At 65.7% G+C, this 14718-nt stretch carries 15 protein-coding genes and 1 tRNA gene; 6 read left to right on the top strand and 10 right to left on the bottom strand.

Going from position 1 to position 14718, the window contains the following annotated elements:
- Positions 1-372: 372 nt before the first annotated feature.
- Positions 373-1338 carry a DNA-binding protein YbiB gene (ybiB, locus tag U5775_RS15190; protein WP_322058942.1) on the bottom strand — a complete coding sequence of 322 codons (966 nt, stop codon included), beginning with the start codon at positions 1336-1338 and terminating at the stop codon, positions 373-375.
- Between the two features lie 232 nt (positions 1339-1570).
- Here ybiB and U5775_RS15185 point away from each other — a divergent pair, with 232 nt between their 5' ends.
- On the top strand, positions 1571-2269 hold the full coding sequence (locus U5775_RS15185; protein WP_322058941.1) for a fumarylacetoacetate hydrolase family protein: 699 nt from the start codon (positions 1571-1573) through the stop codon (positions 2267-2269).
- 86 nt (positions 2270-2355) lie between these two features.
- The gene (gene maiA, locus U5775_RS15180; RefSeq protein ID WP_322058940.1) at positions 2356-3003 is read left to right on the top strand and encodes a maleylacetoacetate isomerase; all 648 of its coding nucleotides are present in this window, start codon (positions 2356-2358) and stop codon (positions 3001-3003) included.
- 121 nt (positions 3004-3124) lie between these two features.
- Here maiA and ftsY read toward each other — a convergent pair whose 3' ends face one another.
- Positions 3125-4300 carry a signal recognition particle-docking protein FtsY gene (gene ftsY / locus U5775_RS15175; protein ID WP_322058939.1) on the bottom strand — a complete coding sequence of 392 codons (1176 nt, stop codon included), beginning with the start codon at positions 4298-4300 and terminating at the stop codon, positions 3125-3127.
- Positions 4301-4580: 280 nt separating this feature from the next.
- On the opposite strand from ftsY, the gene rsmD reads away from it, so the two are divergent.
- The 3 genes from rsmD (at position 4581) to U5775_RS15160 (ending at position 6288) form a co-directional block, all read left to right on the top strand.
- Positions 4581-5255 carry a 16S rRNA (guanine(966)-N(2))-methyltransferase RsmD gene (gene rsmD / locus U5775_RS15170; RefSeq protein WP_322058938.1) on the top strand — a complete coding sequence of 225 codons (675 nt, stop codon included), beginning with the start codon at positions 4581-4583 and terminating at the stop codon, positions 5253-5255.
- A gap of 111 nt (positions 5256-5366) precedes the next feature.
- On the top strand, positions 5367-5861 hold the full coding sequence (gene coaD / locus U5775_RS15165; protein WP_133196127.1) for a pantetheine-phosphate adenylyltransferase: 495 nt from the start codon (positions 5367-5369) through the stop codon (positions 5859-5861).
- A 169-nt stretch (positions 5862-6030) separates the two neighbouring features.
- The gene (locus tag U5775_RS15160; RefSeq protein ID WP_322058937.1) at positions 6031-6288 is read left to right on the top strand and encodes a YfhL family 4Fe-4S dicluster ferredoxin; all 258 of its coding nucleotides are present in this window, start codon (positions 6031-6033) and stop codon (positions 6286-6288) included.
- Positions 6289-6368: 80 nt separating this feature from the next.
- On the opposite strand, the gene hisC is transcribed toward U5775_RS15160, so the two are convergent.
- The 8 genes from hisC to U5775_RS15120 all read right to left on the bottom strand — a co-directional run bounded on the left by hisC (position 6369) and on the right by U5775_RS15120 (position 13742).
- Positions 6369-7448 carry a histidinol-phosphate transaminase gene (hisC, locus tag U5775_RS15155; RefSeq protein ID WP_322058936.1) on the bottom strand — a complete coding sequence of 360 codons (1080 nt, stop codon included), beginning with the start codon at positions 7446-7448 and terminating at the stop codon, positions 6369-6371.
- A gap of 79 nt (positions 7449-7527) precedes the next feature.
- Entirely contained in the window at positions 7528-8130 is a 603-nt protein-coding gene (pth, locus tag U5775_RS15150; protein ID WP_322058935.1) for an aminoacyl-tRNA hydrolase, read from the bottom strand.
- A gap of 150 nt (positions 8131-8280) precedes the next feature.
- The gene (locus U5775_RS15145; RefSeq protein WP_322058934.1) at positions 8281-8889 is read right to left on the bottom strand and encodes a 50S ribosomal protein L25/general stress protein Ctc; all 609 of its coding nucleotides are present in this window, start codon (positions 8887-8889) and stop codon (positions 8281-8283) included.
- Between the two features lie 169 nt (positions 8890-9058).
- The gene (locus tag U5775_RS15140) at positions 9059-10015 is read right to left on the bottom strand and encodes a ribose-phosphate pyrophosphokinase (RefSeq protein WP_322059073.1); all 957 of its coding nucleotides are present in this window, start codon (positions 10013-10015) and stop codon (positions 9059-9061) included.
- Between the two features lie 63 nt (positions 10016-10078).
- A tRNA-Gln gene (locus tag U5775_RS15135) sits at positions 10079-10155 on the bottom strand.
- 50 nt (positions 10156-10205) lie between these two features.
- Positions 10206-11099 carry a 4-(cytidine 5'-diphospho)-2-C-methyl-D-erythritol kinase gene (ispE, locus tag U5775_RS15130; RefSeq protein ID WP_322058933.1) on the bottom strand — a complete coding sequence of 298 codons (894 nt, stop codon included), beginning with the start codon at positions 11097-11099 and terminating at the stop codon, positions 10206-10208.
- Between the two features lie 64 nt (positions 11100-11163).
- Positions 11164-11748: a lipoprotein insertase outer membrane protein LolB gene (lolB, locus tag U5775_RS15125; RefSeq protein ID WP_322059072.1), complete on the bottom strand. Its 585-nt coding sequence runs from the start codon at positions 11746-11748 to the stop codon at positions 11164-11166.
- A 98-nt stretch (positions 11749-11846) separates the two neighbouring features.
- Positions 11847-13742 (bottom strand): tetratricopeptide repeat protein, encoded by a 1896-nt coding sequence (locus tag U5775_RS15120; protein ID WP_322058932.1) that lies wholly within the window; start codon positions 13740-13742, stop codon positions 11847-11849.
- A gap of 132 nt (positions 13743-13874) precedes the next feature.
- Here U5775_RS15120 and mutM point away from each other — a divergent pair, with 132 nt between their 5' ends.
- Positions 13875-14705 (top strand): bifunctional DNA-formamidopyrimidine glycosylase/DNA-(apurinic or apyrimidinic site) lyase, encoded by an 831-nt coding sequence (mutM, locus tag U5775_RS15115; protein ID WP_322058931.1) that lies wholly within the window; start codon positions 13875-13877, stop codon positions 14703-14705.
- Positions 14706-14718 lie beyond the last annotated feature (13 nt).

Here is a 14718-nt window from a genome sequence, read left to right as displayed (position 1 = left end):
AGGACTGCCGACCGGGGGACCTCGAAAGAGGTGGTCGCGCAGCGCTACGCCTGGCTTACGCTAGACGTAGCGATAGGGCCGCCAGGCGGCCGGAGGTAATTCGGAGGGTGTTCGGGAAGGAACGCATTCGTCGAATGTAAGCGAGGACTGGCGAATGTGTCAACAGGGAATTCGCGCTTTTGCGCTGCAAAGATGCGTGCAGATGGGCGGCGATGCGTGCCGATGGCGGGTTGGGCTTTCTTTCGCGCGTCTCCTGGCTCGGCGCTGCGGGACTTCGCGCGACTTCATACGCGATGGCCGAAGTCCGCCGCGCACGGCATGCGCGAGATTTTGCGCGTTGCCGTGCGTGCTTCTGCGCGCGGACTACGCGCATTAAGTGCGTTTAGCGATGCGCTTGATCGTCTCGACCTGGCGTGCGATGGCGTCGGGCACCGGTGCGTCGCCGCGCAGCACCGCTTCGATCCAGGCCGCTGTCGTGGCGGCGTCGCGGCCCTCGGGCAAGTCGACATCGGGGCCGTCCGGCGACGAGCGCACCGGCTCGATCAGCGTCTCGCAGATGCCGTCGTGCAGCCAGTCCACCTGGACCTGGCGACGCGTGTCGGCGACGGCTTCGCCTTCGGTGCCGCGCGCGAGCAGCGCGCCGCCCACGGCCGCTTCCGGGTGCGCCGCAAAGAGCGCGCTCAGGCTCTCGCGGTAGGGCGGATGCGTGTAGTTCACGAGCCGCAGGCCAGGCTGCGCGAACGGCTGCAGCAGCTTGACGAGCGTGTGCGTGGAGTTGCGCACGCCCATGCGCCGGCGCAGCGACAACAGGCGCGCGAGCTGGGGCGCAAGCGTTTCGATCGACGCGAACGCCGCGCGGCGCCCGGCAAGCTGCGCCTCGATCGCCGCGTGATCGTGCGCGGCGGGCAGATTCAGCGCGGCGAAGATTTCGGCACTCGTCACGCGGCCTGGATCGTCGACGACGCCGTGCACGAGCGTCGGCACGCCTTCGCGCGCGAGCAGCAGCGCGAGCAGCGGCACGAGGTTCGGCTGCTTGCGCGCGCCGTTGTAGCTCGGAATCGACACCGGGCGATATGCGCCCCCGGCCACCGCGATGGGCGCGAACGACGCGTGCGCGGCCGCGAGCATCGCGGCGAGTTCATCGGCCGTTTCGCCTTTGAGCCGGTAGGCGAGCAGCACCGCGCCTAGTTCGAGCTCGGGCACGCGGCCGTCGAGCATCGCCGCATAGAGCGTATGCGTGTCTTCCGACGACAGCGAACGCGCGCCGTGCGGCCCGCGGCCGATCTCCTTGATGAAGCGGGCGCAAGAAAAGGTAGCGGTGGAATCGGGAGCGTTCATGGCGGCGTGGGTGTGGGGCAGATGGCGCGATGGCGGTTCGTCGGGCCGCGCTTTGGCTGCGAGCTTGCTGCAACGGAGCCGCTTTCGTCTGCGTTTTGATCTGCATCGGTCTGGATACGGGAAGTATCGCACGAGCGCCGCGGCGCACTGCGACCGCAGCGCGTTACACTCGCGTTCTAAGCCGCGCAGGCCTTGCCGCCGCGCGCGGCCCATCACGAGGACGGAGAATTCGATGACATACGTATTTGACCCGGCGCCGCAAGCCGCGGTGCCCGTGGCGGGCAGCGATGCGCGCTTCCCGGTGCGCCGCATCTATTGCGTCGGCCGCAATTACGAGGCGCACGCGCGCGAGATGGGTCACGATCCGAACCGCGAGCCGCCGTTCTTCTTCGCCAAGCCCGCCGACGCGCTGCTCTACGTCGCGCCCGGCACGACCGCCGAATTTCCGTATCCCGCGCAATCGCAGAACGTCCACTTCGAAATGGAGCTGGTCGCCGCGATCGGCAAGGGCGGCAGGAACATTTCCGTCGAGCGCGCGCTCGACCACGTGTTCGGCTACGCGCTCGGTCTGGACATGACGCGCCGCGACCTGCAGGCCGAAGCGAAGAAGCTCGGCCGCCCGTGGGACACCGCCAAGGGCTTCGACCACTCCGCGCCCATCGGCCCGATCCATCCCGTCGCGCAAGCCGGCCAGATGGCCAGCGGCGCGATCTGGCTTTCGGTGAACGGCGAGGAAAAGCAGCGCTCGGACATTTCGCAGATGATCTGGCCGGTCGCCGACACCATCGCGTTCCTCTCCACGCTCTTCGAGCTGAAGGCGGGCGACCTGATCTACACGGGCACGCCGGAAGGCGTCGGCGCGGTGAAGCCGGGCGACGTGATGAAGGGCGGCGTGGACGGCCTCGGCGAGTTCGCCGTGCGCGTGGTGTAAGGACCAGGGACGATCAACGGCTTTGCATGGGAGCGGAGCCAGCGCGAAAGCGCTCGTTCCGATCGACAGAGGAGTACGAGGAGAGCATGAAGCTTTACAGCTATTTCCGCAGTTCGGCGTCGTACCGCGTGCGCGTCGCGCTGAATCTGAAGAACCTGTCGTACGAGTACGTGCCGGTGCATCTGGTGCGCGAGGGCGGCGAGCAACTGAAGCCCGCGTATCGCAAGATCAATCCCGATGCGATCGTGCCGACGCTCATTGACGACGAAAATCACGCGATCCAGCAATCGCTCGCCATCATCGAGTATCTCGAGGAGACGCATCCCGAGCCGCCGCTGCTGCCGAAATCTCCCGCCGACCGCGCGCACGTGCGCTCGCTCGCGCTGCAGATCGCGTGCGAGATCCATCCGATCGACAACCTGCGCGTGCTGAGATACCTGAAGCACACGCTGGGCGTGGACGATGCGGCCAAGGACGCCTGGTATCGGCACTGGATCGAAGCGGGGTTCACCACGCTGGAGGAGCGCCTCGCGAACGATCCGCGCACGGGCAAGCTCTGCTACGGCGATACGCCGACGATCGCCGACCTGTGCCTCGTGCCGCAGATCTACAACGCGCACCGCTTCAAGATCGACACGACGCGCTATCCGACCATCCAGCGCATTCACGACCATGCCGTGCAGCTCGACGCGTTCGTGCGCGCGGCGCCGGGCGTGCAGCCGGACGCCGAGTGAGTTGAGCGTCGCTGTACGGATGACGCTCGCACGGAGACGCGCGAGCGCATGAAAAAAGGGCGCCGTTCCTGCGAACGGCGCCCTTTGTCCCTGGAAGGACGCGCACGGAAAGGATGCGGGATCAGTTCCCCAGCAGCGCGTCCGCGAATTCCTCGGCCACGAACGGCTGCAGGTCCTCGACCTTCTCGCCCACGCCGATGAAGTACACCGGAATCGGACGCTGACGCGCGATGGCGGCGAGGATGCCGCCCTTCGCGGTGCCGTCGAGCTTCGTGACGATGAGGCCGGTCAGGCCGAGCGCGTCGTCGAACACCTTCACCTGGGTGAGCGCGTTCTGGCCCGTGTTCGCGTCGATCACGAGCAGCACTTCGTGCGGCGCGCCGTCGAACGCCTTGCCGATCACGCGCTTGACCTTCTTGAGCTCGTCCATGAGGTGCAATTGCGTGGGCAGCCGGCCCGCCGTATCGGCCATCACCACGTTGATGCCGCGCGCGCGCGCCGCGCTCACCGCATCGAAAATCACGGCGGCCGGGTCGCCGCTTTCCTGCTGCACGACCGTCACGTTGTTGCGCTCGCCCCAGATCGAAAGCTGCTCGCGCGCGGCGGCGCGGAACGTGTCGCCGGCGGCGAGCAGCACGCTCTGGTCGAAGCGCTGCAGATGCTTCGCGAGCTTGCCGATGCTCGTGGTCTTGCCCGCGCCGTTCACGCCCGCGATCATCATCACGAGCGGCTGCGCGCGGCCCAGCATCAGCGACTTTTCGAGCGGCTTGAGCAGGTCGACGAGCAACTGGCGCAGCGCGTCCTTCACTTGCTGGGCGTCGGTCAGGCGCTCGGCGCGCACCTTCTGGCGCAGCGTCTCCAGCAGGTATTCGGTGGCGTCGACGCCGGCGTCGGACATCAGCAGCGCGGTCTCGAGCTCTTCGTAGAGGTCGTCGTCGATCTTCGCGTTGACGAAGATGCTCTGGATGTTCGAGCCCGTTTTCGAAAGCCCCGACTTCAGGCGCGAGAGCCACGACTTCTTCGCGTTGGCGTCGAGCGCGGGCGGCGGGACGATTTCGACGGCTTCGAACTCGTTCTCCAGCGCTTGCGGTGCGGCGGCCTGGGGCGCGGCAGCGCTCGCCGGAGCCTGAACGCGTGCGGACGGCGCGGACGGCTCGGCAGCGGGGGACGGCGCCTCTGCGCTTGCTTCGTCGGGCTCGGCTGCTGCGTCGAGCGAAGCGTCGGGCAAAGCGTCCGTTTCGGCCGCCTCATTCCCGGCGCCCTTCGAGCCCCGGAGTCGTTTAAAGAAACTGAACATGGTCTGGTGTGAGGAAAACGCGCTGCTGGTCTGACCGAGGGACGGTCATCGACGTAGCTCAAGCGGGCAACGCGTGGAAAACACGTCATTTTATCAGGCGCCTCCGGGTGCGTCGTGGCGGCCGGCGTGCGCTACCCATCCCAGCGCGCGCCCGGCCCTGTGGTAACGTTCGCGCATTGGCCGGCGCGGCGTTTGCCCGCATGGCGCACAGCGTCATGTGGGCTGCCCGACTGGCGCCCGCCGACGCACATCGGTACCGATACACTCAGCAAAAAAACGCATGCCCCGTTCATCCTCCCCGCGCCCGCAGGGCGCCCGCGCAGCGCATGGTGCACAAGCCGGCGCGAAATCCAGTGCACAAGCCGGCGCAAAACCCAACCGCGCCGGCGGCACGCACACGATCCGCATCATTGGCGGCGACTGGAAGCGCACGCCGCTGCCGGTGCTCGATCTCGAGGGCCTGCGGCCCACGCCCGACCGCGTGCGCGAAACGCTCTTCAACTGGCTCGGCCAGCGACTCGACGGCCTGCGCTGCCTCGACCTGTTCGCGGGCAGCGGCGCGCTCGGCTTCGAAGCGGCGTCGCGCGGCGCCGAGCGCGTCGTGATGGTCGAGCGCAATGCGCGCGCCGCCGCGCAACTGCGCGCGAACCAGACGCACCTTGCCGCCCGCACGATCGAGGTCGCCGAAGCCGATGCGCTGCGCCTCGCCGCCAATCTCGCGCCGGGCTCGTTCGACGTCGTGTTCATCGATCCGCCGTTCGGCGACGCCGCGTTGCTCGCGCGTTCGCTCGAACTGGCCGCGCCGCTCGTCGCGCCCGATGGCTGGCTCTACGTGGAGTCGGGCGAGAGCGTGGATCCCGCGACGCAGCCCGTGCTGGCGGGCTGGACCGTGGTGCGCGAAGGCAAGGCCGGGGCGGTCCGCTATCATTTGCTGCAGCGCGAAAATGAGGAATAATGCGCGTTCGATAAAGAGGCAGGCGGGCGGCTTTGGGCGCCACGCAGGCACTCGCGCAGGCGGCACATCGGCCGCACATTGCGCCCCATTTCTGTTGAGAGGAGAAGCCTCATGGTAGTCGCCGTGTACCCCGGTACGTTCGATCCGCTCACGCGCGGTCACGAAGATCTCGTGCGGCGCGCGTCGAGCATTTTCGACACGCTGGTGGTCGGTGTTGCCGACAGCCGCAACAAGAAGCCGTTCTTCTCGCTCGAAGAAAGGCTCGAGATTGCGCATGAGGTGCTCGGCCACTATCCGAACGTGCAGGTGATGAGCTTCAAGGGCCTGCTCAAGGATTTCGTGCGCAACAACAACGCGCGCGTGATCGTGCGCGGCCTGCGCGCCGTCTCGGACTTCGAATACGAGTTCCAGATGGCGGGCATGAACCGCTACCTGCTGCCCGACGTCGAAACGATGTTCATGACCCCGTCGGATCAATACCAGTTTATTTCGGGCACGATCGTGCGCGAAATCGCCCAATTGGGCGGCGATGTCAGCAAGTTCGTGTTTCCGTCGGTGGAAAAGCGGCTCCAGGACAAGGTGGCCTCGCTCGGCGGGCCGGCCTGACGCAAGCTTGAGCGGCGTGCGGCGTGCGGCGTGCGGCGTGTTGCGTGTTGCGCCGCGCTTTCCTTCGCTTCGTTTCGTTTGGTGAAGCGGCCGCGCGCCTCGAAGGCCCGGCAAGGCGCGGGCCGCGGCGCTATAATGTCTTGTTTTTGAAGGGAAACGCGAGAGTAGTATGGCCCTGATGATTACCGACGAGTGCATCAATTGCGACGTCTGCGAGCCCGAGTGCCCCAACGACGCAATCTCGATGGGCCCGGAAATCTACGTGATCGACCCGAAGAAGTGCACCGAGTGCGTCGGCCATTTCGACGAGCCGCAGTGCATCCAGGTCTGCCCGGTCGAGTGCATTCCGAAAAACCCGGAACACGTGGAGTCGCACGAGCAGCTGATGGAGAAGTATCAGGCGCTCACGGCGGAGAAGAACGCTTGAAGCGTCGGCTGCCGTAAAAGCCGTGCAGAAATAGAAAACGCGCCTCGCTGAGGCGCGTTTTTTCATTTCTTGCGGGTCTTTTAGCCGACGATCGCTTTCAAGGCCTCGACCAGCGTGTCGCATTCATCGTCGGTGCCGATCGAGATGCGCAGGTGCTGATTCACGCGCGGCGCATTGAAGTGGCGCACGAAGATCTCCTTCTCGCGCAGTTTCGCGGCGAGTTGCGCCGCATCGTGCGCGGGATGCTTCGCGAACACGAAATTGGCCGCCGAAGGCACGACCTCGAAGCCCAGCGCCGCGAGCGAGGCCGTCAGCCGCTCGCGGCTCGTCATGACGCGCTGGCGGGTACGCTCGAGCCATGCGGCGTCCTCGTAGGCAGCCGTCGCCGCCGCTTGCGCGAGGCGGTCGAGCGGATACGAGTTGAAGCTGTCCTTCACACGGTTGAGCGCGTCGATCAGATCGGCGTGGCCGAACGCGAAGCCCACGCGCATGCCCGCGAGCGAGCGCGATTTCGACGTCGTGTGCACGACGAGCAGATTCGGATAGCGGTCGATCAGCGCGATCGCCGACTCCGCGCCGAAATCCACATAGGCCTCATCGACGATCACGACCGAATCGGCATTCGCCGTCACGAGACGCTCGATCTCTGAGAGCGGCAGCGCGTGGCCGGTGGGCGCGTTGGGGTTCGGGAAGATCACGCCGCCGTTCGCGGCACCGTTGGCCGGCAGATAGTCGTCGACGCGGATCGCGAACTGCGCATCGAGCGGCATCGTGCGGTACTCGACGTCGTAAAGACGCGCGTAGGTCGGATAGAAGCTGTAGGTGATGTCGGGAAAGAGGATCGGCTGGTCGTGCTTGAGCAGCGCCTGGAAGGCGTGCGCGAGCACTTCGTCGGAGCCGTTGCCCACGAACACCTGATCGGCGCGGATGCCGTGGTGCCTCGCCACCGCGGCACGCAGCCCCTTCGCCACGGGATCGGGATAGCGCCGCAGCGACTCGGCGGTTTCGCCGAGCTCGGCGCGGATCGCTTCGAGCACGCGCGGGGAGGGCGGGTAGGGGTTCTCGTTGGTGTTGAGCTTCACCGGCTTCGCGAGCGCGGGCTGCTCGCCCGGCACATAGGGCACGAGGCGGTGGACGATGTCACTCCAGTAACGACTCAAAACGCTCTCCTTCCATGCTTCGAAATGTTTCGAGATGGCCTGCTGAAAATGCGCGCGCCACGCATCGCGCGCGCGAAGATCAGCCGTTGCGATGCAACTGCATGACCGCTCGCTCGGCCTCGCCCTTCACGAAGGTGGGCATGACGGCGAGCGCGCGCTCGATCGAGGCGTCGATCACGTCCTGCTCCTCGCGGCGCGGCGGCTTGAGCACGAAGTTCGCGACGTCGGGCTTGGCGCCGGCGCGCGCGCCTTCGGGAATCAGGTCGCGCGGATGGCCGATGCCGATGCGCAGACGCCAGTATTGCTGCGTCGACAGATGCGCCGAAATGTCCTTCAGGCCGTTGTGGCCGCCGCTGCCGCCGCCGAGCTTGAGCTTGACGGTGCCGGGCGCCAGATCGAGCTCGTCGTGCGCGACGAGGATCTCGTCGGGCAGGATCTTGAAGAAGTTCGCGAGCGCGACGACCGACTGCCCCGAGCGGTTCATATAGGTCTGCGGCTCGAGCAGATGCACTTCCTCGCCATAGAGGCGCGCCTTCGCATAGTGGCCGTGGAAACGCCGCTCGTCGCGCAGCGTCGTCCCCGCTTCGCGCGCGAGCTGGTCCACGAGCCAGAAGCCCGCGTTATGGCGCGTTGCCGTGTATTCGGCGCCCGGATTGCCGAGCCCGACGATCAACCTGATCATGTTGGGTGTTCCGCTTGCTGGATGAGTAGAGCAATCGCCAAGTGTACGAAAAAACTGCGAAAAAAAACCCGCCGGGGCGAACCGCGGCGGGTCACGTCGTCCGTTTCTTTGAAACGGATCGAGAGGATCAGCTTATTTGTTGCTCTGCGCTTACTCTGCAGCCGGGGCTTCTTCGCCTTCAGCAGCAGCTTGTGCGCCAGCCGGCACCGGTGCCGAAGCGACCACCGGGTTTTCGGCTTCGACGTGCGGGACCAGCGTCACGCCTGCGGGCAGCGTGATGTCCTTGGCGTGCAGCGATTGGCCGGCTTCGATCTTCGCGAGGTCGACTTCGAGGAATTCCGGCAGTTGGCCCGGCAGGCACTGAACTTCGACTTCAGCCAGAACGTGCGAGATGATCGCGCCACCCAGCTTGACGGCCGGGTTGGTTTCCTGGTTCAGGAAGTGCAGCGGCACCTTCGTGTGGATCTTCTTGTTCGGGTCAACGCGCTGGAAGTCCACGTGCAGCACGAGCTGACGGAACGGGTGGTATTGCACGTCGCGCAGCAGCACCTGCTGCGACTTGCCGGCCACTTCGAGGTCGAGAATCGACGAGTGGAAGGCTTCCTTCTTCAGGGCGTGCCACAGCGCGTTGTGGTCGAGCTCGACCAGTTGCGGCTCGGCGCCGACACCGTAAACGATGCCCGGCGTCTTGCCAGCATTGCGCAGGCGGCGGCTCGCACCCGTACCTTGCAGATTGCGTTCGAAAGCGATGACTTTCATGGATGTTCTCAGTTAATGCACTGCCCGCGACCAGGCAGTAAATAAAACGGGGCCATTTAGGCGATTTGCCGGAAGGCCCCCAACGATACGGCGCAAACCTTCGTCCGCTTGCGCCGATTACACCAAAGCGCGGCACCCTTGCGAATGCCGCGCTTTGGCGCGAATCTTTTTAGCTTTCCGCGAACAGCGACATCACCGAGTCGCCGCGACGGATACGCGAGAACGTCTCTGCCAGCAGACCCGCGCTCGTAAGCGAACGGATCTTTGCGCACGAGCGGGCTTCGGCGCCCAGCGGAATCGTGTCGGTCACGACCAGCTCGTCGAGTTCCGACGCCGCGATGCGCTCGCCCGCGCCGCCCGAGAGCACCGGGTGCGTGGCGTACGCGAACACCTTCTTCGCACCGCGTTGCTTGAGCACCTGCGCTGCCTTGCAGAGCGTGCCGGCGGTGTCGACCATGTCGTCCATGATCACGCAGGTGCGGCCTTCGACTTCACCGATGATGTTCATCACTTCGGCGACGTTCGCCTTCGGACGACGCTTGTCGATGATCGCGAGGTCGCAATTCAGTTGCTTGGCGAGCGCACGGGCGCGCACCACGCCGCCGACGTCCGGCGAAACGACCAGCAGGTTCTCGTAGTTCTGCTTGCGCAGATCGCCGAGCAGCACGGGCGTTGCGTAGATGTTGTCGACGGGAATATCGAAGAAACCCTGGATCTGGTCAGCGTGCAGATCCATCGTGATGATCCGCTCGACGCCCGCGATTTCCAGCATGTTCGCTACGACCTTCGCCGAGATGGCGACGCGCGCCGAACGGGGGCGGCGGTCTTGACGGGCATAGCCGAAGTAGGGGATGGCTGCGGTGATCCGGCCGGCGGATGCGCGCTTGAGCGCATCGACCATGATCATCAGTTCCATCAGGTTGTCGTTCGTCGGCGCGCAGGTCGACTGGAGGACGAAGACGTCCTTGCCGCGCACGTTTTCCTGGATTTCGACCTGGATCTCACCGTCGGAGAAGCGGCTAACCATAGCCTTACCGAGGGGAATACCGAGGATCTTGACGACTTCCTGTGCAAGCGCGGGATTGGCGTTGCCAGTAAAAACCATCAGGCCGTCATGGCTGCTCATCATGCACCTGCTGCGGACTTGGGGGGCGAGAGGAACTACTTGGGTGAACTGCTTTAGAATTTTTGGCAGGGGAGGAAGGACTCGAACCCTCGCATGCCGGAATCAAAATCCGGTGCCTTAACCAACTTGGCGACTCCCCTACACTCAACTTCGAGCCTGACTGACCGGTAGAGCGATCAGCCACGCAAAACTATGCCGCGAAAGCGAAGAGTGGATGCTTGTCCAGGCTCGAGGTCACTGCGCTTCTCCAGTCTGCCGGAAGCTGCGCTTGCGCCGCTTCTGCTTCAGCCCGACTGGCGAACGCTGCAAAAACACTGGCGCCCGACCCGGTCATCCGCGCTGGTGCGATGCTGTTCGAGACGTTCTCAAACCATCTGAGCACCTGCGCTACTTCCGCGTATTTTCCTGCGACAACCGCTTGCATATCGTTTTGGCCGAAGCTGTCTGGCCATCCGTTTTGCGTTGCATGCTGTGCAAGAAAGACTGCTATTGTGCAGGCCCTTGTGTCCCTTGTCAACGACTTTTCTGAAAAAATTTCAGCAGTAGGAACATGAACCCGCGGCGTCACGACCAAAAAATGACGCGTCGGCAATTGTACAGCCTCCAGCGCCTCCCCAACACCCTCGGCGAACGCATTTTTTCCGTACACGAAGAACGGCACATCGGCGCCCAGCTTGAGCGCGAGCGCCTGCAGTTCCTCGCGCGGCAGACTGAGTTTCCAGAGGCGATTGAGCGCGAGCAGCGTGGTGGCCGCATCCGAGCTGCCGCCGCCAAGACCCGCGCCCATCGGCAAACGCTTCTCGATATCGATCTCGACGCCTTCGCTCGTGCCCGTATGTTGCTTGAGCAACGTCGCGGCGCGCACGGTGAGGTCGTGCTCGGCCGGCACGCCTTCGACTTCCGTCGTGCGCGTGATGCGGCCGTTGGCGCGACGCGTGAAATGCAGCGTGTCGCCCCAGTCGAGCAACTGGAAGACGGTCTGCAGGTCGTGATAGCCGTTGGGCCGGCGGCCCGTGATGTGCAGGAAAAGATTGAGTTTCGCGGGCGCGAGGCAGTCGCGCAGCGAGTCCTGGGTTTCGGTCATGGTGCTGGGTGAGCGCCGAGCGGCGACACGCGCATCGCGCACGTCACCGCCGCGCGCGATTCCTTTATTGGTCGAGCACGAGCTTGATCTGAAGCGGCGGATCCTCGCGCGTGAGATTCACGCGCTTGACGCCAGTGGCGGGTGCGTCGGCGTAAGCGAGATAGTCGATGGTCCAGCCGTCCTGCTGGATCTGCGAGAGGCGCTGCGGATCTTGCGGGTCGGGCGTGGTGTGTGCGCGCGACGTGGGCGCGACCGACGGTTGCAGCCAGTAGCGCAAGCCTTCCACGGGCAGCGCGAACCCAAGCGCCTGCTGCATCAGCGTGCTGACGTTGTCGGCGGTGAGCGGCTGCTTGTTCGGCAGTTCGAGCGTGGCCTCGGCCGGCGACGACGTGACGACGGCAAGCGTCTGCCCAAGCGGATTGAGCAGTTGCAGCGTCACGGTCGAGTCGGTTTCGCGCCAGTCGAAATTGCCGTAAGCGTTGCGCTGCTGACCGTTCTGGTCGTTGTACTGAACGGCGAAGCGGCCGTGGTAGGCGCGATTCGTTTGCGTCGTGAGCGAAGTCGTGGCGCGCGCGGTGGACGGCTCGTGCGGCGGTTGCGTCGCGCAGCCCGCGAGCGTGAGCGACCCGGCGAGCAGCGCGACCGCCATCACGCCCAGCGCCGGCCGGCGGATCAGACGCGAGAAGGAGCTGGCAGATGCGCCGGCCGTGGCGGACGAAGGGCGGGAATGCAGAGGAGATTCAGCCATCAGAGATCGTTGACCTGGAAGCGCTTGAGCGTCTTCAGGAGTGTGTCGTTGTCGGGTTCGAGCTTGCGCGCCTCGCGCCAGGCTTCGCGTGCGCCGGCCTGGTCGCCGTTCTTCCACAGCACCTCGCCGAGGTGCGCGCCGATTTCGGCGTTCGGCTGCAGGCTGTAGGCCCGGCGCAATAGCTTGATGGCGTCGCTGTTGTCGCCCATGCGGTACTTCACCCAGCCCACGCTGTCCATGATGAACGCGTCGTCCGGGGCGAGCGCCGAGGCTTTTTCGACGAGCTTGTCCGCTTCCTGCAGGCGCAGATTGCGGTCCGCGAGCGAGTAGCCGAGCGCGTTGTAGGCCTGCGGGTTGTCGGGCTGCGTCTTGATCAGCTTGCGCAGCTGCGCTTCCATGATGTCGTAATGCCCCGTCTTTTCGGCGGCCATTGCGTAGTCATAGGTGAGATCGGGGTCGTCCGGGAAGTCGGCGGTGGCCTGGGCGAGGCGCGCCTCGGCCTCCGGATAGCGCTTCGCGTCGAACAGGATCGCGGCGTCCGTGCGCGCGATCAGCGCCTGGTCGCGCGGATCGTCGGCCTGGATGCTCGCGAGCTGACGGCGTGCGTCGTCGACCTTGCCCTGCTTGTCGAGCATCTGCGCGCGCGTGATCTGCGCGGGCACGTATTGCTGGCTGTTGGGCTGAATCTTGTCGAGCCACTGCTGCGCGCCCGCGTCGTCCTTCTGCTCGGCGGCAATCTGCGCGAGGTAGATATAGCCCTGGCCCGGATCCGCGCCCGGCGTTTTCTCCGCCGCCTGCGAGTACTGAATCAGATATTGCTTCGCTTCGTCGTACTTCTTCTGCTGCACGTCGATGAGCGAGAGCGCCATCAGCGGCATCAGGTCCGACGAGTTGGCCTTGTGCAGGATTTCGAACTGCTTCTTCGCGTCGTCGAGGCGGTCGGAGGCGAGGTAGGTTTGCGCGAGCGCCAGGCGCCCTTCGCGCGACTTGGGGTTCTGCTGAACGTACTTCTCGATCGACGCGGTCCCTTCCTGGCGCTCCTCCGGCCCCATCTGCGCGAGCATCAGCGCGGCGGGCAGATAGTCGGGCTTGATGGCGAGCGCCTGCTCGAACGACTTGCGCGCGGCGGGCACGTCGTCGGCGAGCAGCTCCTGGCGGCCGATGGCGAGCTGCGCCTCGGGGCGGTTCATGTCGTCCTTGAGCAGCGCCTTGAGCGTGTCGAGGCCGCCCGAGCGGTTCGGGCCGCGCGAGAGCAGCAATTGCAGCGAGAGCAGCGCCTGGCCGCGGCTGTCGGCCGGCACGCGCGCCAGCTCGCGCGCGAGCAGCGGCTGCGCGTCGGCGGGCTTGCCGGAGAGCACGAGCAGCGACGCGTCGAGCTGGGCCGCACGCTCCGAATCCGGCGCGTACTGCTGCCAGAGCTGCACGGCGGTGAGCGCGTCGGTCGGGCTTTGCGCGGCCAGCGCGATTTCCGTCGCACGCTGCGCCATGCGCGGGTCGTGCGTGTCGCGCGCGAGCGCGAGATAGGTCTGATAGGCCGGCGCCGGCTGATCGCGCTGCAGCGCGATTTCGGCGGCGAGCACCTGGAATACGATCTGGCTCGTGAGCGGGACGCTCGGCAGGTCCTTCATCTCGTCCGGCGAGGCGGGACCGAAGGCGTCCGGCATGGTGACGGAAGTGTCGTCCGTGTCAGGGGCCTGATCCTGTGCATAGGCGCTCGACGTGGTCAACGCCCAGGCCGCGAGCACCGCCGCGCCGAGCAGGCGCCGGGGCCCGAACGCACGCAGTTGGAGTGCATCGCGCAGACGCGGCGCCGCCGTTCTGGAGCCCGCTTGGGAGCCCGCCTTGGACCCTTGAGCCGAGCGCTTCGCAAACAGCTTTACGAAAGACAGTTCCATGGAATTCCGTCGAATGTTTCGGTCGATTGTAACGCGCTGGATACAATACGCGCACAACGATGACGCAAGTTGCAGACCAGCCCTGCTACGCTCGCCGGAATCGTTCCGGCACAACCTGATCCCCTCTTAGACATGCCAGAACTGCCAGAAGTTGAAGTGACCCGCAGGGGCATCGAGCCATGGGTCGCGGGCCGCCGCGTCGAGCGCGTCGACGTGCGCAATCCGGCCCTGCGCTGGCCCGTGCCGGCCACGCTCGCCCGCACGCTGCGTGGGCGCACGATCCGTTCCGTGGGCCGACGTGGCAAGTATCTGCTGTTCGAGATCGACGAGGGCTGGTTCATCGTGCATCTTGGCATGACCGGCACCCTGCGCGTGTTACGCAATCTTCCAAAGCCGCCGGCGGCCGAAAAGCACGATCACGTCGACTGGCTCTTCGACGACTTCACGCTGCGCTTTCGCGACCCGCGCCGCTTCGGCGCCGTGCTCTGGCATCCGCGCGAGGCGGGCGACGTGCTCGGCCATGCGCTCCTCGCGAATCTCGGCATCGAGCCGTTCGCGAGCGCATTCTCGGGCGCGCTGCTGTTTCGCGAGACGCGTGGCCGCAAGGTTTCTGTCAAGCAGGCGCTGCTCGCCGGCGACATCGTGGTGGGCGTCGGCAATATCTACGCATCGGAAAGCCTTTTTCGCGCGGGCATCCGGCCGACCACGCCCGCGGGCCGCGTCTCGCTCGCGCGCTACGAATTGCTCGCGGACGCCGTGCGCGCCGTGCTGGCCTCGGCGATCGAGAAGGGCGGCAGCACGCTGCGCGACTTCGTCGGCAGCAACGGCGAAAGCGGGTACTTTCAGCTCGAATATTTCGTCTACGACCGCGCGGGCCAGCCCTGCCGCGTATGCGGCACGCCGATCAAGCAGATCGTGCAGGGCCAGCGGTCCACCTATTTCTGTCCGCGCTGTCAGCGCTGATTTCAAGCTATTC

Source organism: Paraburkholderia sp. J63, assembly GCF_905220245.1.
Lineage (GTDB): Bacteria > Pseudomonadota > Gammaproteobacteria > Burkholderiales > Burkholderiaceae > Paraburkholderia.
Note: the sequence above shows the minus strand (reverse complement) of the source record. Positions and strands in the feature narration are given on the sequence as shown.